Genomic DNA, 20,612 nt, shown 5'->3' with positions numbered 1-20,612 from the left:
CGGAAGACTACTCCTCCTCCGCGACCTCCTCTGCCTCGGAGACATACACGGCGGTAAGGACCGTGAAGACGTAAGCCTGGATGGCGCCGACCACAAGCTCGATCGCATAGATCAGGATGAGGATGGCAAGCCAGGCCAGCGAAGGCAGGGCGCCGACGGCGTGGGCCGCGGAAACCTGCTGAAGCAGCGGCTGCATGAACATGCTCGCCATGATGGCGAACGAGCCCATGACCACGTGTCCTGCGAACATGTTGCAGAACAGACGGACGGCAAGCGTGATGAGGCGCAGGAAGGTCGAGAAAAGCTCGACGACCCACACGAGCACGTTCATCGGGAAGCTCACGCCCTGCGGGGCGAGGCTCTTGATGTAGCCGATCACGCCGTGAGCCTTGCATCCGTAGTAGATGAAGTACACGAAGGCGAAGATGGCGAGTGCGGCGGTGGAGCCGATTGCGCCGGTGCCGGGCTTCATTCCCGGGATCAGGCCGATCATGTTATTGATCAGGATGAACAGGAAAAGCGAGCACAGGAACGGGAAGTGCTTCTTCCAGTTCTCACCCACGACACCCTTGCCGATATCGTTCTCGACGTACTCGATGATGTACTCGAAACCGTTGACGAAGAAGCCCTTGGGAACCAGGGTCTGCTTCTTCTTGAACACGGCTAGGACGATCAGGAGCACGATCGTGGAGACGATCAGCCAAAACGAGTACTGCGTGATGCCGCAGCTCAGATCGCCCACGACAGGGGTGGAGCTGAACTCGCTGACCAGATGATTAATCTCATCAGGCAGCTTTTCAAAAATTTCCACGACTTACCTTTCGACCTCATGAGGATCTCGCAGCGCCTTGGCGACGCGAACCGCGCAGGCGGCCATAAAGGCCACGAAGCCGATCGCCTCGCCCAGGAGGAACATGCGAAATGCCTCTCCGAACAACACAAACACAACCAAGGTAAAGACAAGCAACGCGATTGCCGAGACCGCGAGACTCACCATACCCTTGAGCATGTCCGCATTCTGCTTATCGTCAAGAACCGGCTTGAGCGTAAAGACAAAGGGAAGGAAGGCAATCGCGCCCGCGATGGCACCTGCAACGATAGCGAGCAGATCGGCTATCTGAAACACTGGCGTCCTCACTTTCCTTTTTAACGCCTCACAGAACAGTTCCCGCCAAACATTGGTGACTATTGTACGAGCCAATCGCTAAAGTACAACCGAAAAAGCATCGGTTAATACGCACCTGTTCGTTTTCTTAAGACCTTCTTTATGCCGCAGGTACGGTAATACGTTTTTCTCGAACCCTGCAGGGCAAAACGTCCGTTAACAGGAGTGCGCGCGGTCGCCTTTTGTTCGACCGCGCGCACCGTTTCTTCGTATTTGCAGCCGCGGCCGTCTTAGCCCAGCGACTAGAGCGTGCCGTAGATGCGGTCGCCGGCGTCGCCGAGACCGGGAACGATGTAGGCAGCCTCGTTGAGATGGTCGTCGATGGCGCAGGTATAGATATGCACATCGGGATCCTTCTCAGTCAGCGACTTGAGGCCCTCGGGGGCCGCGACGATGCACAGCATGCGGATGTCCTTGACACCGCGCCCGCGCAGGTAGCTGATGGCCATCTCGGCCGAACCGCCCGTGGCGAGCATGGGGTCGACGACCAGGCAGATGCGCTGGTCGATATCCTTGGGCATCTTGCAGTAATACTCGTGCGGCTCGTGGGTGACCTCGTCGCGCTCCATGCCGATGTGGCCCACGCGAGCGGAGGGCACCAGGTCGAGGATACCGTCGACCATGCCAAGGCCCGCACGCAGGATGGGCACGATGGCGAGTTTCTTGCCGGCAAGCTGTTTGAACGTGGCGGTAGTGATGGGGGTCTCGACCTCGACGTCTTCCATAGGCAGGTCGCGCATGGCCTCGTAGCCGTCAAAAAGCGCGAGTTCGCGCACGAGCTGACGGAACTGGTTGGTGCCGGTGTTTTTGTCGCGCAGGATCGACAGCTTGTGCTGGACGAGCGGATGATCGACAAGCGTCACACGGGACGCATCGTAGGTGACGGTCATGGGTTGATTGCCCCTTTCGTTGCAGCCGCAAAACGGCCTTGCTGACAAGGCGCGCAGCAATGTTGCCGCCGCACGCCATGCATAAGTTTAGCGGTTTGTTGTATCGAGCAGCCCATCGCAGCCCTACTGTGCGGTACTGAGCGAGCGCTTGACTGCATCACGCCAGCCCGCAAGGTTTTGCTCGCGACGCTCGGCGGACATATGGGGAAGGAAGGTCCTAACGATCTGGGCATTTTGCTCCAGCTCTTCAAGGTCTTCCCAATAGCCGACGGCAAGACCCGCCAAGTACGCGGCACCGATTGCCGTGGTCTCCACCGTCTCGCATTGCAGCACGGGGATATCCAGCAGGTCGGCCTGGAATTGCATGATGAACTCGTTGCGCGAGGCACCGCCATCGACAGACAGGCGCTCAATCGAAAGCCCCACGTCCTGCTCCATGGCGCGCAGCACATCGTAGCTCTGATATGCCATGGATTCGCAGGCGGCACGTACGATGGTCGCACGGCTCGAGGCGCCGGTCAGACCGCACACGATACCGCGGGCATGCGGGTCCCACCAGGGAGCACCCAAACCTGCAAAGGCGGGAACGAAGTAGCAGCCCTCGTTGTCGCTAATCGAAGCGGCGAGTTGTGCCGACTCGCTCACGCTCGAGATGATGCCCATGTTGTTGCGAAGCCAGTTCATCGTTGAACCGGCGGCAAAAATAGAGCCCTCGAGCGCATAGCTGACTTTGCCGTCCGCAGCGATACCGATGGTGGAGACCAGGCCATTCTTGGATTCGACGATCTCGTCACCGGTGTTCATGAGCATAAAGCAGCCCGTGCCATAGGTGTTTTTGGTCTGGCCGGGATAGAAGCAGCAGTGGCCGAACAGCGATGCCTGCTGGTCGCCCGCCACGCCCATGATGGGCGGCATGTTGGTCATGATGTCGCTCGCGACGCGGCCGTAGTCGCCCGAGCTCCAGCGAACCTCGGGCATCATGGAACGTGGAACGTCAAAGAGCGCCAGCAGGTCGTCGTCCCAATCGAGCGTATGGATATTAAAGAGTGCCGTGCGGCTGGCATTGGTGTAGTCGGTGGCAAAGACCTGGCCGCCGGTGAGGTTGTAGATGAGCCAGGTGTCGATGGTGCCAAACATGAGGTCGCCCGCCGCCGCGCTCTCGCGTGCGCCGTCGACGTTGTCGAGAATCCACTGCACCTTGGAGGCCGAGAAATACGGGTCAAGCGTAAGTCCCGTGCGGGAGCGCACCAGCTCCTCGCAACCCTGTTCAACCAACGCGTCGATCGCCGGCGCGGTACGACGGCACTGCCATACGATGGCGTTATAGATGGGCTGGCCGCTCACGCGGTCCCAGACCACCGTGGTCTCGCGCTGGTTGGAGATGCCGATGGCGGCGATGCGATCGGAATGGATGCCGCTCTTAAACTGAACCTCCATCATCACGCCGATCTGGCTGGCAAGCACCTCCGTGGGATCCTGCTCCACCCAGCCGGGGCGCGGGAAGCTGGTTTTGACGCTACGACGCGCCTGGGCAACGATGCAGCCGTATTCGTCGACAATGGCCGCGAGTACCGAGGTAGTGCCGCAGTCGAGCGCCATGATGTAGGAACCGCCAAAGTTAAACGAGGCATCTTCCATGCCCAGGCTGCCCAGATTCAACGACATCGCTTACACCCTTCTATTGCATCGGGTCGGACAGGACCCGCTCGATCTCTGATGCGGGAAGTGCGCCTTGGCGCAGGATCTGGAGCCCGCCGTGCTGGAACGACACGATGGTCGAGGCGTAGCGACACGGGGTCTCACCGGCGTCGACGGCAACATCGACCCCCTCCAGGATGCGACCCTCGACGGCGGCAAAGCTTGCCGGCGAAGGCGCGCCGTGCGTGTTGGCGCTCGTGCAGGCAAGGGGACTGCCGCAGGCGCGGATGAGCGCTTGGACCACGGGAGAGGCCGAAGCGCGCAGGGCCACGGTGTCGTCGGCAGCGCGCATAAAGGTCGGCACGCAGGGGGCTGCCTTGACCACGATAGTCAGGGCTCCCGGCCAGCATCGTCGCGCGAGTACGCGGGCATCTTCCGGGATATCCACGCCATAGCGGTCGAGTGCTTCGACGCCATCGACCAGCCAAGCGACGGTTTGCGTGAGCTCACGTTGCTTGAGAGTGAAGATACGGCGATAGCCGGTGCCGAGCGCAGGAACTGCGGCGCCATTGACGGCAGCCTGCGGATCGCGCGGCCACGATGGGAATTCGCTTGTATCTTGGGGCACGGCGCCCGAGAAGGCGTTGACTGCCACGGCGACACCGTAGACGGTCTCGGTCGGAATCAAGGCCAGGCCGCCGCGGCCGAGCACCTCGGCCGTGCGCTCGACGGCAAGCCGATGCGGCTCGCGCGTTCCCTCGTATACCCGATAGACCGTCTGCATGTGTATGCCAGCCCCTTACGCTCCGGTGCAAGTTTGTTTACTGTGGGGCATTCTCGCACGAAACATTCAACCTATTTGCCCAGAGCGCATGTTGGTTTGGTGAGCGGCTCTAGTAGTCGGTGAAAGTGAGGGGGTTAATTGAAGATTTTTAGCGCGCAAGCGTAACGGTACGATCGGGAAACTCGATGCTTGCAACCAGTTTTCCGCCGAGGCTCTCTGCGTACCTGCTCAGCGTGTCGAGCCTCATCGAACCCAACTCCCCACGCTCGAGCTCGGATACACGTTTTTGAGAAACGCCCATCGACTGGGCGACCGACGCCTGTGTTAGATCTTTTAACCTGCGAATCTGAGCAAGCTTATAGGCTTCGATACGATCGCGAGTCCTCTCCTGCTCGGCGGTAATGGAGTCGCGTGTTATCCCGCGAGATTCCATATACTCATGCAGTTCCATCTCGATCGAGCCTCCTTACGTGGCGACGGTATATTTGCTCGGCCCTTGGAATGTTGATCGCATACCAACCGTTCCATTTTGCCCTTGACGATCCCGCTCGCGACTTATCACCCGCCAATAGCAATACCGCCTGGCGCTTGGGGTCAAAGGCGAAGAGGATGCGAATCACCTGCCCACCACACGACGTCACTCTCAGCTCCTTTAAATGATGAAGCTTCGAGCCCTTTACGCGGTCAACCAGCGGACGACCAAGGCTGGGACCTTCCTTCTCGAGCACCAAAAGGTCTGCATAAATCTGCTTCAGCGTAGCTTCATCCTGCTCATCAAGCCAAGGTTCAATGTAATCAAGCACGATACGGTACCGATGCAGCTGATTTGACATACCTTTCTCCTTCTATAGTAGAAGTTTTACGGTATATTGCAAGGACAAACTTGCGCAAATGTCTATTTATTCAGCTTAAATACGCTGTTTGGGCTCGGTGACGATGGCTCGAACGATGCGGGGACGATCGGTGAGGTCGTGGACGATACGCACGTCCGAAAGGCCTGCCTGGCGACAGAGCTCGGCCGCGGCATCGAGGGCGCCCTCGTAGAGCTCGCAGGCAAACAGGCCGCCGGCGCGCAGCATGTAAGGCGCCGCATTGAGCAGGCGGCGGAAGATGTCCAGGCCGTCGGCACCGCCCTCGAGCGCCAAGTCGGGCTCAAAGTCCTTGACCTCGTGCGGCAGCGAGCGCATGACGCCGGTCGGGATGTAGGGCGGGTTGGAAACGAGCACGTCGAAGGTGCCCCACTCTTCGCGGGGAATGGAGCTCACCAGGTTGGTGAGACTAAAGGCAACCTCATCTGCCGTGAGGCCGAGCGCGTCGCGGTTTTTGGTGGCCAGATCGATGGCGCGCGGCTCGATATCGGTGGCGGTGCAGGTAACGTGGCCGCGGCGCTCCCAGGCAAGGGAGAGCGAGATGCAACCCGTGCCGCAGCCGACCTCGAGAACGCGGGCGATACGGGGCTCGGCTGGGGCAGGCGCAGCGGCATCCTGAGCCGAAGCCGTCTCCTGGCCGGCACCCTCGATGGCGATGCCGTATTCGTCGAGCTCGGGCTCGGGGGTTTCCATGGCCTCTGCTTCTGCCGCTTCGGCTTCTGCTGCCTGCGCGGCGGCTTCCTCGGCCTCGCGGTCGGCCAGTTCCTCGGCATAGGCACGGCTGCCCAGTACATCGCCGCCTAGCGCCGCCTCATCGGCAGCCGTCAGGTTAGCGGCACGGCGCTCGGCGGTCGCCCGTTCGTCTGCCAGCGCGGCCTCGGCCTTGCGTGCCTCCTCGACCTCATCGTTCCAAGGCAGCTCAACACGCTGACGGGCAGCAGCCTCGGGGCTCAGCACCTCGGCATCCAGATAATTGAGGACTTCCTCGACGAGCATCTCGGTCTCGGGGCGCGGAATGAGCACACCGGGGGCGCACGCGACGTCGATCATGCGAAACTGCGTGCTGCCCGTGATGTACTGCAGCGGTTCACCTTTAGCGCGACGAACAACGGCCGCGTGCATGGTCTCGAGCTGAGCCGCGTTAAGCGTCTCGTCCATGCGCATATATAAGTCGATGCGTGCCAAACCCGTGGCAGCGCAGAGCAGCCACTCGGCAGAAAGACGGGGGTGCTCCTCGCCGCGCTCGGCCAGGTACTCCTTGGTCCACTCGAGACAACGCTTGATGGTCCAAATCTCGTTTGCCATGGGGCCCTCCCCTCTTAAGCGCCGGACGGCGCGCGAATGTCGGAGCAGATTGTACGCGAGGGCGGCACGCGGCAAGGGACGATTGGAAGCGATTATCGAGAATCAGCCCAGAATTTTGCTTGAATCGCAATCGAAGTGTTCATTCGTCGACGTCTAAATCTGCATCCGTCAAGCTTTTGGCAAGGTTGCCCCAAAACTGACCAATGTCTAACCAAGAACTTGCCAAATCACTTGACGCGCGACGCATCAAAAATCGCCCCGCGACTTCTCGGACGATTTTTTGAGCATTATTTTCGATAGCAGATGAATGCCGCTAATTTCTTTGAGCAGGTAGCCGGCTTAATGGCCATCAAAGCCGATTAAATAACATCTCAAAGCAATGTGCCCAACCTAGTCATTTAAGAACGTCCCCAATGACTACATCTAAGGCGCCGCAGGTTGAGCATACCGCATCCGGAGCAAGGCAACACCGCAGGTAGAGGACGGACAGCGAGCGGGTCGCATTTGAGACAAGGTGACGTGAAACGAAAGGGCGCTGACCTTCTGGTCGCGCCCTTGAAGTTGAACGTCAGATTGTCCAAATGCGGCCCGCGCAGCGTCGGCTGGTCCGCCGTTCGGTAGAACGGCGGAACCTACACAGCCTGCGCCAGCTTCTCGGCTCGCTCGGCGGCGGCGAGTGCCTCGATCACGGTGCCGAGCTGATCGCCCAGAAGGACGCCGTTGTAGGTGGAGTTGAAGCCGATGCGGTGATCGGTCACGCGGTCCTGGGGCTGGTTGTAGGTACGGATCTTCTCGGAACGGTTGCCATGGCCGATCTGGCTCTGGCGCTCGGCACCGAGCTCGGCCTGCTGCTTCTCGAGCTCCATCTCGTACAGACGGGCACGCAGCATCTGCATGCAGACCTCGCGGTTCTGGATCTGGGAGCGCTGCTCCTGCGACTGCACCACGGTGTTGGTGGGCAGGTGGGTAATGCGCACGGCGGAGTAGGTGGTGTTAACGCACTGACCGCCAGGGCCGGAGGCGCAGTAGGTGTCGATGCGCAGGTCGGACTGGTTGATCTGGACGTCGATCTCCTCGGCCTCGGGAAGCACGGCGACGGTAGCCGTGGAGGTCTGAATGCGGCCCTGGGACTCGGTCTTGGGGACGCGCTGGACGCGGTGCACGCCGGACTCGTACTTCATGACGGAGTAGACGCGGTCGCCCTCGACCTTGAACTCAATGGACTTAAAGCCACCGGCCTCGCTGGGGCTGGAGTCGAGCACGGTAGTCTTCCAGCCACGCGACTCGCAAAAGCGCTGATACATCTTGTACAGGTCGCCGGCGAAGATGGCCGCCTCGTCGCCACCGGCGGCGGAGCGGATCTCGACGATGGTGTTCTTGTCGTCGTTGGGGTCGCTCGGGATGAGCATGTACTTGATGTCTTCCTCGAGCTGGGGAAGCTTGGCCTCGTTTTCGGAGATGTCCATCTGGAGCATCTCCTTCTCATCGGCATCGGTGGTATCGTGCAGCATTTCCTTGGCAGCCTCGATGTCATCGAGCGCGCCGATGTACTCGCGCGAGGCGGCGATGAGGTCGGACTGGTGCGCGTATTCCTTGTTGAGACGCGTGAACTCCTTGATATCGGAGGCGACGGCCGGGTCGGAAAGCTTCTTCTCGAGCTCCTCGTAGGCCTTGATGATCTTTTCGAGCTTGTCGCGCATGACGGACTCCTTTATATGCGTGAAGGTGAAAATCGGCAGAATTGATGGGGCGCGGGGCGCCGCTGCGGGGGTAAGCCCGGCTAGAACATGTCGATCCTCAGATACATGCGCATCCCTTCGCGTATGGGGTACATAGTTGCGGTCTAACCCATACATGATAGCGTGCGCAGGCAAACCTGCATATAACCCGCACGGAATCCGACAAAGGGACAGTCCCTTTGTTGGATTCTAGAGCGTGTGGAGCAGAGCGATGAAAAAGCGGACACCCTGAAGGTAGACTCGGCGGGTAATGCGCTCGTTGGTGCCGTGGACGCCTCGGTCGCACTCGTCATCGTCGACCACAAAGGCCGAGAAACGAATGCACTCAGGGCAAATGCGCTGATAGTTGGCAGCGTCGGTCGCGCCGATCACGGTCGAGGGGACGATGCTGACAGGAGCCCCGCCCGTCGCACTCGGTCCGTTTTCCTCCGTCCCCTTTGGATCACGGAAATAGCGGGCGGCGATGGCGCGAACGGCCTCGAGCCCCGGTCCACCGACACGCGGAGACGGCGAAGGCTCGGAGCTGCCGGGGCCCAGCTCGACCTCGACTCGGCCAGCGAGCCCAGGGGCGGCAACGGCCTCGCGGCAGCAGGCCACGACATCGGCCACGCTCGTGCCCTCGAGCATGCGGAAGTTGATATTAGCCCACATATCCTGCGGCATTACGTTGGCACCGGTACTGCCGCCTTCGATTTGCGTGGGCGCGCAGGTGGTGGTCACAAGCGGGTACAGCTTTTTGCTGGCGAGGCAGTCGCGCACGATGGCATCCTTGCTGGCAGCAATCTCGTCTGCGGTATAAAGCCCCAGCTCGACGAGCTGCGCGGCAAGCAGGTCGGTCACACGCGCCGGCCACTCGATATCGCAAATCGCGGCAATAGCGCGGCTGAGCACTTCGAGCGACGTGCCACCATAAGGGTTGGAAGAATGCCCGCCTTCGCTTCTCGTCTTGAGCACGATATCGGCATAGCCCTTCTCGGCAAGATCGGCATGCATAAGCCAACCCTCACCTGCGCTGTACTCGGCAGCCGCAACGATACGATAGTCGCCCTCGTCGATCAGGTACTCAAGCTCAACGCCACGCTCCTCGAGCGCGCGACCAATGGCACCCGCGCCGTACTGCGTGGTCTCCTCATCCTGGCCAAAGGCCAGCAGCAGGGTTCGTTCGTGTTGCCAACCGTGCGCCAGCGCATACTCAACGGCCTCCAGGATGCCCGCAACCTGGTCTTTCATATCGATGGCGCCGCGACCCCAAATATAGGTGTCGTCCACGTGCCCGCTAAAGGGATCGTGCGTCCAGTCCGTCTCGGTGCCCGGCACCACGGGAACCACGTCCATGTGGCCCATGAGCATGACCGGCTTGAGGGCGGGGTCGGTGCCGGCAAGCGTCACGAGCAGCGAATGGTCGATGAGCTCGACCTCGCCCGTCGCAAACACGCGCGGCCAGCCCTGCTGCATATAGGCGCGCAGGTCGTCAAACGCCTGCCAGTCCACCGTCTGGGCATCCATGCTCGAAATCGTCGGAAACGACAGCACGCGGCCCAGGCGCTCGCACGCGCCGACCTCGTCGATATCGGCAAAATCATCCTCGTACGCAAAGAAGCGCCAAACCTCGGCCATGCCTTCCTCCAAAAACAGCGTGGCAAAGAGGAGGTCCCTTTGCCACGTTCGCTTGCATTATTTGTCGTTGAGATAACGCGAGAGGAACTCGCGGGTGCGCTGGTGCTTGGGATTGCCAAAGAGCTCAGCCGGCGCGGCGTCCTCGAGCACCACGCCCTGGTCCATAAAGACCACGCGGTCGGACACGGTGCGCGCGAAGGCCATCTCGTGGGTAACGACGACCATGGTCATGCCGTCGGCGGCGAGCTTGCGCATAACGTCGAGCACCTCGCCCACGATCTCGGGATCGAGCGCGGAGGTAGGCTCGTCAAACAGCATGATCTGCGGATTCATGCATAGGGCACGAGCGATGGCCACGCGCTGCTTTTGGCCGCCGGACAGGCGACCCACGGCGGCGTGCGCGAACTTCTCGAGCCCCACGCTCGTCAGATGCTCCATCGCGACCTTCTCGGCCTCGGTCTTGCTCATCTTTTTGAGCGTGACGGGCGCGAGCGTGCAGTTGTCGAGCACATCCATGTTGTTGAACAGGTTAAAGCCCTGGAACACCATGCCGATGTCCTCACGCAGCTTGTTAATGTTGCAGCGCTCGGCCGTAAGGTCCTGGCCGTGGAACCAGATGTGGCCCGCGTCCGGAGTCTCGAGCAGGTTGAGGCAGCGCAGAAAGGTCGATTTGCCCGAGCCTGAGGCGCCGATAATGGTGACGACCTCGCCGGGGTTAACGGACAGGTCGATGCCCTTGAGCACCTCGAGCGAGCCGAAGCTCTTGCGCAGGCCCTCGACGCGGATGAGCGGCTCATTGGTCTGTGCGGCGGCCGCGGTGCCGGTAGTGGCGGTATCTGCCATGATGATTCTCCTCGTCTTGAGCCTAGTTGGAGCTGGGCAGCGTGACCGGAGCCTCGGCGCCGAGCTTTTTGCCAAAGGCCTCGAGCAGGCGGCTCGCCACGAGCGTCAGGATCAGGTAGACCACGAGCGCCACGCAGTAGACCTCCATCTGGCGGTAGTACACGCCGGCGACGGTGGTGGTGGCGTACATGAGGTCAAACACGCCGATGACCGAGAGCACCGACGAATCCTTGATGTTGATGATGAGCTCGTTGGTGAGCGCCGGAATCGCGTTTTTAATGCCCTGGGGGAACACGACTTTGCGCATAGCTTGCCACTGCGACAGGCCCAGCGAGCGTGCTGCCTCGGCCTGGCCGGGATCGATGGACTCGATGCCGCCGCGCAGGACCTCCATCATGTAGGCGGTGGAGTTGAGCGAGATGGTGACGAGGCCGGCGGTGAAGGTGCTCCAGATCTGGTTGGCCTGGGCGGTCTCGAAGCCCATGCCGCGCAAAACGGTGAAGCCCGCGTAATAGATGAGCAGGCCCTGGACCATCATGGGCGTGCCGCGCACGATGGTGGAGTAGACGGTCGCAAAGCCGCGGCCGATACTCTTAAAGAAGCGCACCAGGTCGTTATCCACGCGGTCGAACGTCTGAATGCGTAGGAACACGAAGAGCAGCGCCAGGAAGAATGCGATGACGGTGCCGAAGGTGGCAAGCGCGATGGTGATCTCGATACCGCGAATGAAGAAGTCCCCGCTCTTGTAGGTCATGTAGACCAGGCTCGACAAAAAGTCGCTGGGGTTGGAATCCGAGACAATGCTCACCTGCACCAGGTCGATAAACGACATGACGCAGCGGTCGACAAAGAAGATCGCCGCAATAGCAACGACGACATAACTGCCCAGGCGCGCGCCGCGACGGAAGCGCTCGGAAGCAAACGGCGACTTTTCGCGATAGTCGTTCCAGTGCATGAGCTTGGTGACCAACGCCGCCGCCGACACGACGAGCCAGGCCCAAAGAATCGCCCAAAGGCAATCCTGGAAGATACCGGTGGGGGCCAAGAAACTCATCGGCGTGGGGTTGCGCTGGCTAAACGCCAGGCCGAGCGCCGCGATGACGCTCGTGCCCAGGTATACATAACGGTGGTCGGCCTTAATAAAGGAGGCCAGACGATTAATGGTTTTCATGCTGCCTCCCTATGCCGGCTGACGGTCGAGGCACGCGTCCCACATTTGGTCGCGCTCCTCTTGGCTAATGCCCTTGAGTGTCTTGTCGATGAGCTTAAGCAGTTTGTCCGAGCCCTTGCGGCAGCCGACGTTTGCCGCGACCTCCTGCTTAAAGCCCTCGCCCTCGGCAAATTGAATCGGCACGATACCCGGGTTTTGGGCCATATAGCCCTTCTCGTTCTCGGTGTTGTAGGTCACGGCGTCGCAGGTGCCCTGCAGCAGGTTCGAAAACACCGTGGGGACCGAATCGACCGGGTTCTTGTGGACAACGCCCGGAATCTCGTCGATGACGGTGTCGAGCATGGTGTCCTTTTGGCCGAGTACCGTGGCACCGCTGAAGTCGCTGAGCTTGGTCGCGTTTTGGTAGGGCGAGCCCTCTTTTACGAACAGGCCAAAGTAGCCAATGAAGTACGGATCGGAAAAGCCGACCGACTCCTCGCGCTCGGGCGTGGCGCTCATGCCGGCAATGATGAGGTCGATCTGGCCGTTGTTGAGCGAATCGATAAGACCCGAGAAGCCTTGCTTGACGGCAACGGGCTCGCCACCGAGGGCCTTGCAGACGATCTTGGCGATCTGCACGTCGTAGCCATCGGCATAGGCGCCCTGTACGTTGTCGATGGGGATGGTGTACTCGCTGGCTTCGGAAACCTGCCAGTTGTACGGGGCGTAGGCCGCCTCCATGCCAATGCGGATCTTATCCTTGCCGATAACGGAATCGGACAGGTCGTCGCGACCGCCGCCCGTCGTGGGCTGAACCACCTTGAGCGTGGACGGGCGCTGACAGCCGGCGAGCGCGCCGGCGACGACGGAAGCGCTCGCAGCGAGAGCGCTACCCAAAAAGATGCGACGGCTGCATACCGGCTGTGGATGCGCGTCGCGTCGATGGGGAGAATGCATAATCTGCCTTCCCTGTTGAATCGTATGCTGACGACTTAACAGGATATACGCCAGCAACTAGCAGCGCAGCACAAGCTCGAAAAATTAATAGACACGCGGTAGTCATTGGGGACGCCGATGTTTTGGCAATGCCGGCGAGCGACGTCCAGAGCGAACAAGTGGCACGAAAAAGGCAAGGCATGACCAGAAGGTCTATGCCTTGCCTTTTGAATGACAACTTGTCGCTCTGGACGACGCGCAGCATCGACCGAGCGGCGGAACCTCTAGAGCAAGGTAACGCTAAAACTGCGCTTGTCCGTCTCGCCCGGGGCCAGGGTGATGGTGTTGACCTTGTGCTCAAAGACATCGTCCTCGGTGTCCATGGTGGTGTGACCGGTCCAGGGCTCGAGCGCCACAAACGGAGCGTCGTTGGCGGCAGACCACACGCCAATGTACTTAAAGCCCTCAAAGTCGATCTTGACGCCGTGACCCGACTTGCGGCCGCGCAGCGTGAGCGTGGAGCCCGGGGTATCGGTGAACATGATGGCGTCGTTATCGAAGCTGCGGTGCGTGATGGGCAGCACGTCCGAGTTATCGGGAGCCTTGTAGCTGCCCTCGAACGTCATAAGACCGTCGGGCGTGATGATGGGAGCCTCGTTAGTCCAAGCCTCGGTAAACGCCAGCTCGTAATCCTCGAATGCCTCGTCCTCGGCACCGGGAGCCGGTACGTTAAACGCAGGGTGGCCGCCCACCGAGAACGGCAGGTCCACGTCGCCGGTATTGGTGACGGCAAAGGTCTGCGTGAGGATGGCGTCGCCGGTCAGGGCATAGGTCATGTTGAGCTTAAAGTGGAACGGAAAGGCCTTGAGCGACTCGGACGTGTCGGTGATCTCGTACGTTACCGAGGAGCCGTCCTCCGAAACCTCGACCAGCTTGTGCTCGACGATGCGCGCGAGTCCGTGGCGCGGCATCTCGCAGGTGCCGGCCGCAGACGTTGCCGTGTTGTTGCGCAGCGAACCCACAATGGGGAACAGGATGGGCGCATGCTTGCCCCAAAAGGCGGGGTCGCCCTGCCACAGATACTCGTTGCCGTTGAGAGCAAGGCTCGTGAGCTGGGCGCCCATGGAATCGATGGCCGCGGTGAGGCCGCCGCGCTTGATGGTAGTGACGGTAGACATGCTACTTCCTCCAAAAGTAAACAATAGTGTCGAGGGCTATTGTCCCACTCTTGGCGGCGGGACGGGACGGCAGGCGATTATTGAGTAGCCATAGCGGAATGAGCGGCGAGCGCCTACTGGGTATCTACGTAAAGGTCAAACCCGCCCTGTGGCGTGGTGTCGACCGTATCGGGCGCCTGCGAGTTAAAGCTCACGGGAACCATGCGCTTTGAGGCACGGAAGCGCGTGCCGTCGGTGGCGACGGGCGGTTCATCGACGGTGAGCTCGTAGTCGCCGGGCTTAAGTTCGATGCCGTCACCAGCGGAATTGACGTATTGATACTCGTCAATCGTCTGCCCTTTGAGCGTGCGCCCCACGATATGGATGAGCATTTGGCTGTCGCCGCGCGCGGTGTCCCACGTCGCGCCGTCCTTGACCTCGACCGACACATGTACTGAGCGCGTGCGGCCGAGCGATTGCTCGACAGACATCTCGACCCTGGCGGCGTCTTTTCGCTGCTGCTCGACATGGCTCCAGACGTTTCCAATTACCGAGCATGCGATAACGCCGGCCATGAAGGCGATAAGGATGGGGCCAAGCGGAGAGCGACGTCCTGCATCTTCCTCGCGAGACAGATTGGGGCGACGTGTGGGTGCGGGCGCCTGAGCGCCCTGCGAGGGCACGTCGAGAATACTGAAGGATGCCGTGCTGTCGGGATCGATGGTGTGACGCGGCTGCGGGGTCTTTGCCGGCGAGATCGACATGTCGGCTGGCTCGCCGAGCGTGGCCGTAGCGTCGGCCTTGGCCTCGTCTGCCTCGGCCTGGGCCCAAGCTTGTTCGAAGGTCAGGGGCTCGACGGGATCGAGGGCGGCGTCCGAGTCGGCGGCGACGTCGTTGCCGGTCTCGTCCTCGTCGCTCGACACGCCACGCGGCGTAGGCTCGTCCCACCCCTCGTCCGGAGTCTCACCCTCGCTATACCACCATTCAAAGTTATCGATATCCATACGGGGCGCCCCTTAGGCCTCGCAAATAAACACTCGCTAGTTTTATACCCCCAGACGACACCGAAGCTCACCCGCGCCGGACACAAAAACCGTCACAACATTCGACGCTTTTCCTCGATTTCGAGATTTTCGCCGAATGTTGTGACGGTTTGGGCGACTGGCCGGCAGCGCAATGCGACAAAGGGACTGTCTCTTTGTCACATTCTGTTAGAGTTGCAGGGATTGAATCCCGCTTATTAATGCGACATTGGAGTGACAGCCTTGACCGCCGCAACCACGCCTAAAAGCAAGTCAACCGCCGCCGCGCTTTCACCTGCGCGCACCAATCTTTGCCTGGCGCTGCTCGTGTTGTTAGGTTTTTCGCTCGGCTGCTCGGAGTTCGTGGTCATCGGCATCGAGAGCGACCTGGCGACGGAGCTCGGCATATCGCTTGCCACCGCAGGCCAGCTCATCAGCGTGTTTGCGCTTGTCTACGCCATCGCCACGCCGGTGCTTGCGCTCAGCACGGGACGTTTTCGCCGCTACCAGCTGCTCGTGTGCTACAGCATCGTCTTTGTGCTCGGCAACCTGGTCATGGCGTTGGCGCCCAACTTCCAGGTGCTGTTTATCTCGCGCATCATCCTGGGCTCCGTCTCTGGCGCACTGCTCGCTGTGGGTGTGACGTACATCCCCGAGCTGCTGTCCCCGCAGCAAACTTCGTTTGCCATCTCGGTGGTATATGGTGCGTTTTCCGTGGCAATGGTCTTTGTCACTTCGATCGGCAAGTTTGTGGCCGACACACTCGATTGGCACGTGGCCATGTACGGCACGCTGGCCTTTGCCGTTCTGATCTGCGGAGCGCTCGTGATGTTTATGCCGCGCGCTGGGCAAACCGACGAACCTGCCACCTTTCGCGAGCAGGCGGGGCTGCTGCGCGAACCGAGCATCATCACCGGCATGCTCATCTTTTTGTTTGGCGTGGGCTCGGTCTATGTGTTCTACGGCTACGTGACGCCTTATCTTGAGCAGGTGCTGGGCATGGGCACGGTCGAAGCCAGTACCACGCTCATGGCCTACGGCGTGTTCTGCCTGATCTCGAACATCCTGGGCGGATGGATCGATGCTCGCTTTGGCATGAAGGCGCTACTCGTGACGTTTGTGCTGCAGGCTGCAGCGTTACTCGGACTGTTTGCTGTGGGCGGCACCATGCCGCTCGCGCTGGTCTTTGTCTTTAGCCTGGCGCTGCTCATGTACCTGTTCTCGGTGTCGTGCATCACGCACTTTATGGACGTGGCACGCAGCCGCCATCCCAAGTCGATGGTACTCGCAAGTTCGGTTGAGCCCATGGCGTTTAACGTCGGCATCTCGTTTGGCACCGCAGTGGGCGGCGCCGTGGTAAGCAGCGTTGGCATTGCATATGTAGGCGCAGTGGGTGCCGCGTTCTCGCTTGTGGCCTGGGTGCTTACGCTGGTGACGATTAAGTTGGCTCGCTGGGAACGCAAGAGGGCGATGGCGCAGGCGTAGATGCGATACTCGAGCTCGATGATGGCGATCGAAAGGAAACCGCATATGCAACGTGTACTGTTTATCTGCTATGGAAACATCTGCCGCTCGACGATGGCCGAGTCGGTGTTTACCGAGCTCGTGCGCCGCGCTGGGCGCGAGGCGGAGTTTGCCATCGATTCCGCGGCGACCTCGACCGAGGAGATCGGCAACCCGCCACACCACGGTACCGTTGCCAAGCTACGCGAGGTCGGGATTCCCGTCGTCGCACATCGCGCACGTCAGGTACGTCGCGCGGAGTATGGCGACTGGGACCACATTGTCTATATGGACGACGAGAACGCCCGCGCCCTGTACCGAATTTTTGGGAAGGACCCCGATGGCAAGATCTCGCGCCTGCTCGATTGGACCGATCGCCCCGGCGACGTGGCCGACCCCTGGTACACCGGCAATTTCGACGCCACCTACCGCGATGTACTCGCCGGTTGCACCGCCATGCTCGAGCAGCTGTAGGCGCTCGGGCGGCGCGGGCACACGGGCCACGCCATCGGCATAAAACGAGCGTGGATTTTCTCCCACTTTGAGCGTTCGAGTGCGCTCTAAACGGGAGAAAATCCACGCTCGTTATCTCGGTGGGAGAAAATCCACACTCATGAATGTGACAAAGGGACTGTCCCTTTGCCACATCCGGGACTGGCCCTAGACCGGCTTGACCTCCAGCTTTATCCCCTCGGCGCAGGAGTCGCCCAAAACATCCGAAAGGGCCCAGGTCGCATATAGCGGCAAATAGAGAACCGCTCCGTTGCGCTCAACGTTGCCTCTCGAGAAAACAATCCCGAGCCTTACGTCATATTCAGCCGTATCAAGCACATGACCGAGCGCAGCGTGCGCGTGGTAATAGGAGCCCGATTTAACCTCGATCGGAACAGCCGTCCCATCCGGTCCATCGACCACAAAGTCCACTTCACCGCGCTTTTTTGTCTGATAGTAGTAAAGCTGGCGATTTTGGGCAGCCAGCTGCTGGGCCACCACGTTTTCGTAAATGCCGCCCAGATTGGGCTCCTTGCTATCAAGATACGCCGCTTGGGCGACTCCAACGGGGTAGCGCGCCATCAACATGCCCGTATCCGATTGATATAGCTTGAACTGCGATGGCCGCGCCGTCTTGAGCAGGGGCGATTTTGGCTCGGTTACGATATCGGCTTTGAGAGCAACGCCGGCATCGACAAGCCATACAAAATCTCGCTGATACTTCTCGTAGTGCGCCTTAGGGTCAATGGAATTGAGCACGAAGCGCTTGTTTTCGCCCTCGAGCATAATAGGGAGCTGATCGTAGATGCTCTGCGCCTGAAGGGCTCGCCCGCTTGCATACCTGGAGATATCCCGCCGGTACTGTTCGTTGAGCTCTGACTGTAGCTGACAAACAGAGGCAAGGTCGCCCTGCGTGTCAAGGAAACGCTGCACGACCTCCGGCATTCCGCCGACAACGGTATAGGTCCTGAAGTTTGCCATCATCGCGTCATGAATGTAATCAGGAATGGGCTTCTCGCTGATACACGCGTCACGTATCGTTTGGCGAGCCCCCTCGCTCACCCCGATTGCCCAGCAAAACTCCTCAAAATCGAGCGGGAACATCCTAAGCTCGTGGACATACCCCACGGGATAGGACCTGACGCCCTTGAACTGAGTCCCGAGCATTGACCCCGAAAACGCCCAGCGGCACCTCCCGTCCTCAACAAGGAACTTTGCCATCGTCATGATGTCGGGGGCCTCTTGGACCTCATCGATAAACACGAGCGTTTTGCCTGGTGCAATCGGCTTTCCCGAAAGAAGCGTCACCCTGCTGATGAAATCATCGGCATCCCGCGCCTCGAGAAGAGCATCTTTTGCCTGGCGGTTTTCCATGAGGTTAAGCTCGATGTAGGTTGCATGGTTGGCTTTGCCAAATGCGCGAATCGAATAGCTTTTGCCAATCTGGCGAGAACCCGTAATGAATAAGGCCTTTTGCTCGGCAGACTTCAGCCAGCGCTCCAGCTCTGCCGCTATTTTCCTACGCAGCATAGGCTCTCCCCTCAGTGTTATCAAATGAAATGCAAAGTTTTATACGCTTGATTATCGATGAAACGCAGAATTTTTAGAACCTAAAATCGGATGAAATGCAGAGATTTGAGATTACAAGCATAATAGAAGAGGCACCACCGGCGAATGTGACAAAAGAACTGTCCCTTTGTCACATTGCGCTCGACTACTCGTCGACGATCTCGGCAAGCCAGACGTTCAGCGTATCGACCTCGGGACAGCAGAACTTTGCCGTACCAGGCTCGTTGCCGGGCACGGTTCCGCCATAGCGCAGGATATCGATATAGGGAAAGCCCACATGGCAGGCCATGGCACACATCTTGCCGCGGTCGCGGTCAAAGTCGAAGACGTCGCCCGGCTTGTGACCATGGTGGCAGCGGCACGCACCCAGCTGGTCCACGCAGCTCACGCGGATACGCGGACGCTTGCCACGCGGCGCGCCGAGCGGCTTGCCCCCGCCCGCAGGCTTGGCGCCGCCCTCGCCAGCATTACTCATGGTCAATCACGTCCAGGCAGGCCTCGATGGGAAGGCCAGCCGACTTATCCTCTTGGTCGGCATTGCGCTCGATAAGCTCAGCCACCACGCGCATGGCATCGGACGTCGCGCGCTGCAGACTCCAACCTGCCATAACGCGGCCGACGAGCACCGCCGAGAACGTGTCGCCCGTGCCCGGGAAATAGACCGGGATCAGGTCGAAGGGAATCGTGAAGTACTCCCCCGCCACATGGTCGTAACCGATGACGACATTCGCACCGTCGACCACAGCGCTCGTAATGACCACCGACTTGGCGCCCAGGGCACGCACGGCATCCACAAGAGTGCGGCCCTCATCGGGCGTGATTTGCTCGGCAATGGGCGTATCGGTGAGCAGGCACGCCTCGGTGTAGTTTGGCACCGCATAGTCGGCGCACTCGAGCAGGCTGCGCATGAGACCGATCGTGGACTCGGGCACGCCGGCGTAGAGCTTGCCGTTGTCGCCCATGATGGGGTCGACGAACACCTTGGTACCCTTTTGCGCGCGACGGTGGCAGAAGTCCGAAATGATGCGCGTCTCTTCCTCGGTCACGATAAAGCCGGTAGAGATGGCGTCGAACTCAAAGCCGAGCTCCTCCCAGATGGCGAGGCTCTGGCGCACGTACTCGGTGGTGTCGTGGATGTAGAACTTGGGATAGTTGAGCGTATCGGACACAAGTGCCGTCGGCAGGTTGTGGATGCGGTAGCCCATGTGCGACAGCACCGGCAGCATGGCGGAAAGCGCGACCTTGCCGTAGCCGCACATATCGTTGATCAGCAGCAGCTGAGTGTTCTTCATGAGGGTCTCCCTTGGCTCGGGCACGGCGCAGCAGCGCCACAGTGCGACTAAGTGTAGCGCAGGGGACGTTGTGAGCGGGCGCTACGGTCGCGAAGAGCGCATTGTTGCGAAAAGGTTACGAAAACGAGGTAGTCATTGGGTGTTCCTATAGTTTTGTCAACCGTCGGGGCTACTCCCGGTAGGGCACCCGGTCGCGCATCACGGCGTATATCGCCCTGAGCCGCTTCCTCGCGACGGCCTTGAGCGCCCGCCCGTGCCCCATGCCCCGCGCCCTGCAGGCCCGGTAGTACTCGCCGTAGCGCCCCGAGGACCTCACCAGGCTGTTGCACGAGAAGATCAGCAGGGACTTGAGCCTCGCGTCGCCGCGCCTGGACGCCCTGACCGACCTCACCGACGTGCCGGAGCTCCTCACCCTCGGGGCTATGCCGCAGTACGAGGCCAGGTGGTCGTGGTCCGGGAACCTCCCGATGTCGACCGACACCGCGAGCTGCGCCGCGGTCCTCGGGCCGATGCCGGGCACGGTGAGCAGACACGCGTAGGTCTCGTCGCCCTCGAGCAGCGCCGCCGTCTCGGCCTCGAGGGCCCCGGCCTCGTCGAGGGCCTCCGATATCCGGGCGGCCAGGAACCTGGCCTGCCTGTTC

At 60.5% G+C, this 20,612-nt stretch carries 21 protein-coding genes; 2 read left to right on the top strand and 19 right to left on the bottom strand.

Annotated features, from left to right (window positions below; translation table 11 throughout):
- Positions 1-7: 7 nt before the first annotated feature.
- The 15 genes from atpB to HMPREF9463_RS09395 all read right to left on the bottom strand — a co-directional run bounded on the left by atpB (position 8) and on the right by HMPREF9463_RS09395 (position 15,097).
- Entirely contained in the window at positions 8-811 is an 804-nt protein-coding gene (atpB, locus tag HMPREF9463_RS09465; protein WP_022094263.1) for a F0F1 ATP synthase subunit A, read from the bottom strand.
- A 3-nt stretch (positions 812-814) separates the two neighbouring features.
- The gene (locus HMPREF9463_RS09460; RefSeq protein ID WP_035138788.1) at positions 815-1,126 is read right to left on the bottom strand and encodes a hypothetical protein; all 312 of its coding nucleotides are present in this window, start codon (positions 1,124-1,126) and stop codon (positions 815-817) included.
- Between the two features lie 281 nt (positions 1,127-1,407).
- Entirely contained in the window at positions 1,408-2,055 is a 648-nt protein-coding gene (gene upp / locus HMPREF9463_RS09455; protein WP_035138786.1) for a uracil phosphoribosyltransferase, read from the bottom strand.
- Between the two features lie 123 nt (positions 2,056-2,178).
- Complete coding sequence (glpK, locus tag HMPREF9463_RS09450; protein ID WP_052044221.1) at positions 2,179-3,720, bottom strand: glycerol kinase GlpK; 1,542 nt, start codon at positions 3,718-3,720, stop codon at positions 2,179-2,181.
- A 13-nt stretch (positions 3,721-3,733) separates the two neighbouring features.
- Positions 3,734-4,477, bottom strand: a complete 744-nt coding sequence (locus HMPREF9463_RS09445) for an L-threonylcarbamoyladenylate synthase (protein WP_035138785.1) — start codon at positions 4,475-4,477, stop codon at positions 3,734-3,736.
- A 148-nt stretch (positions 4,478-4,625) separates the two neighbouring features.
- A complete protein-coding gene (locus HMPREF9463_RS09440) occupies positions 4,626-4,928 on the bottom strand; it encodes a helix-turn-helix domain-containing protein (protein ID WP_006235701.1) in 303 nt (100 codons plus the stop codon).
- Positions 4,915-5,310, bottom strand: coding sequence for a type II toxin-antitoxin system RelE/ParE family toxin (locus HMPREF9463_RS09435; RefSeq protein ID WP_022094268.1), 396 nt, complete (start codon positions 5,308-5,310; stop codon positions 4,915-4,917). The genes HMPREF9463_RS09440 and HMPREF9463_RS09435 overlap by 14 nt, the downstream gene beginning before the upstream one ends.
- Before the next feature lie 75 nt (positions 5,311-5,385).
- Complete coding sequence (locus HMPREF9463_RS09430; protein ID WP_035138784.1) at positions 5,386-6,651, bottom strand: N5-glutamine methyltransferase family protein; 1,266 nt, start codon at positions 6,649-6,651, stop codon at positions 5,386-5,388.
- A gap of 632 nt (positions 6,652-7,283) precedes the next feature.
- The gene (prfA, locus tag HMPREF9463_RS09425) at positions 7,284-8,351 is read right to left on the bottom strand and encodes a peptide chain release factor 1 (protein WP_035138783.1); all 1,068 of its coding nucleotides are present in this window, start codon (positions 8,349-8,351) and stop codon (positions 7,284-7,286) included.
- A gap of 228 nt (positions 8,352-8,579) precedes the next feature.
- On the bottom strand, positions 8,580-10,007 hold the full coding sequence (locus HMPREF9463_RS09420; RefSeq protein ID WP_035138782.1) for a M20/M25/M40 family metallo-hydrolase: 1,428 nt from the start codon (positions 10,005-10,007) through the stop codon (positions 8,580-8,582).
- Between the two features lie 57 nt (positions 10,008-10,064).
- Positions 10,065-10,850, bottom strand: coding sequence for an amino acid ABC transporter ATP-binding protein (locus tag HMPREF9463_RS09415; protein WP_052044220.1), 786 nt, complete (start codon positions 10,848-10,850; stop codon positions 10,065-10,067).
- A 22-nt stretch (positions 10,851-10,872) separates the two neighbouring features.
- Positions 10,873-12,021, bottom strand: coding sequence for an amino acid ABC transporter permease (locus HMPREF9463_RS09410; RefSeq protein ID WP_052044219.1), 1,149 nt, complete (start codon positions 12,019-12,021; stop codon positions 10,873-10,875).
- A 9-nt stretch (positions 12,022-12,030) separates the two neighbouring features.
- Entirely contained in the window at positions 12,031-12,957 is a 927-nt protein-coding gene (locus HMPREF9463_RS09405; protein WP_035138781.1) for a transporter substrate-binding domain-containing protein, read from the bottom strand.
- Positions 12,958-13,220: 263 nt separating this feature from the next.
- Positions 13,221-14,114 (bottom strand): aldose 1-epimerase family protein, encoded by an 894-nt coding sequence (locus HMPREF9463_RS09400; RefSeq protein WP_035138780.1) that lies wholly within the window; start codon positions 14,112-14,114, stop codon positions 13,221-13,223.
- Between the two features lie 113 nt (positions 14,115-14,227).
- Entirely contained in the window at positions 14,228-15,097 is an 870-nt protein-coding gene (locus HMPREF9463_RS09395) for a hypothetical protein (RefSeq protein WP_035138779.1), read from the bottom strand.
- Positions 15,098-15,358: 261 nt separating this feature from the next.
- Here HMPREF9463_RS09395 and HMPREF9463_RS09390 point away from each other — a divergent pair, with 261 nt between their 5' ends.
- Positions 15,359-16,600 carry an MFS transporter gene (locus tag HMPREF9463_RS09390; protein WP_230317434.1) on the top strand — a complete coding sequence of 414 codons (1,242 nt, stop codon included), beginning with the start codon at positions 15,359-15,361 and terminating at the stop codon, positions 16,598-16,600.
- A 45-nt stretch (positions 16,601-16,645) separates the two neighbouring features.
- Positions 16,646-17,092: a low molecular weight protein-tyrosine-phosphatase gene (locus HMPREF9463_RS09385; protein WP_035138777.1), complete on the top strand. Its 447-nt coding sequence runs from the start codon at positions 16,646-16,648 to the stop codon at positions 17,090-17,092.
- A gap of 186 nt (positions 17,093-17,278) precedes the next feature.
- On the opposite strand, the gene HMPREF9463_RS09380 is transcribed toward HMPREF9463_RS09385, so the two are convergent.
- The 4 genes from HMPREF9463_RS09380 to HMPREF9463_RS09365 all read right to left on the bottom strand — a co-directional run.
- Complete coding sequence (locus tag HMPREF9463_RS09380) at positions 17,279-18,664, bottom strand: ATP-binding protein (protein WP_198019973.1); 1,386 nt, start codon at positions 18,662-18,664, stop codon at positions 17,279-17,281.
- A 160-nt stretch (positions 18,665-18,824) separates the two neighbouring features.
- Positions 18,825-19,154: a TIGR04076 family protein gene (locus tag HMPREF9463_RS09375; RefSeq protein WP_084591874.1), complete on the bottom strand. Its 330-nt coding sequence runs from the start codon at positions 19,152-19,154 to the stop codon at positions 18,825-18,827.
- Positions 19,147-19,971, bottom strand: a complete 825-nt coding sequence (locus HMPREF9463_RS09370) for a PfkB family carbohydrate kinase (protein ID WP_035138774.1) — start codon at positions 19,969-19,971, stop codon at positions 19,147-19,149. Before HMPREF9463_RS09370 ends, HMPREF9463_RS09375 begins: the two co-directional genes overlap by 8 nt.
- Before the next feature lie 169 nt (positions 19,972-20,140).
- Positions 20,141-20,612: transposase (locus HMPREF9463_RS09365; protein ID WP_198019972.1), on the bottom strand; the 472-nt coding region annotated here is incomplete at its 5' end.

The sequence above is a fragment of the Collinsella sp. 4_8_47FAA genome, assembly GCF_000763055.1.
Lineage (GTDB): Bacteria > Actinomycetota > Coriobacteriia > Coriobacteriales > Coriobacteriaceae > Collinsella.
The sequence above is the reverse complement of the archived record's forward strand: the minus strand, read 5'-3'. Positions and strand labels throughout refer to the sequence as shown.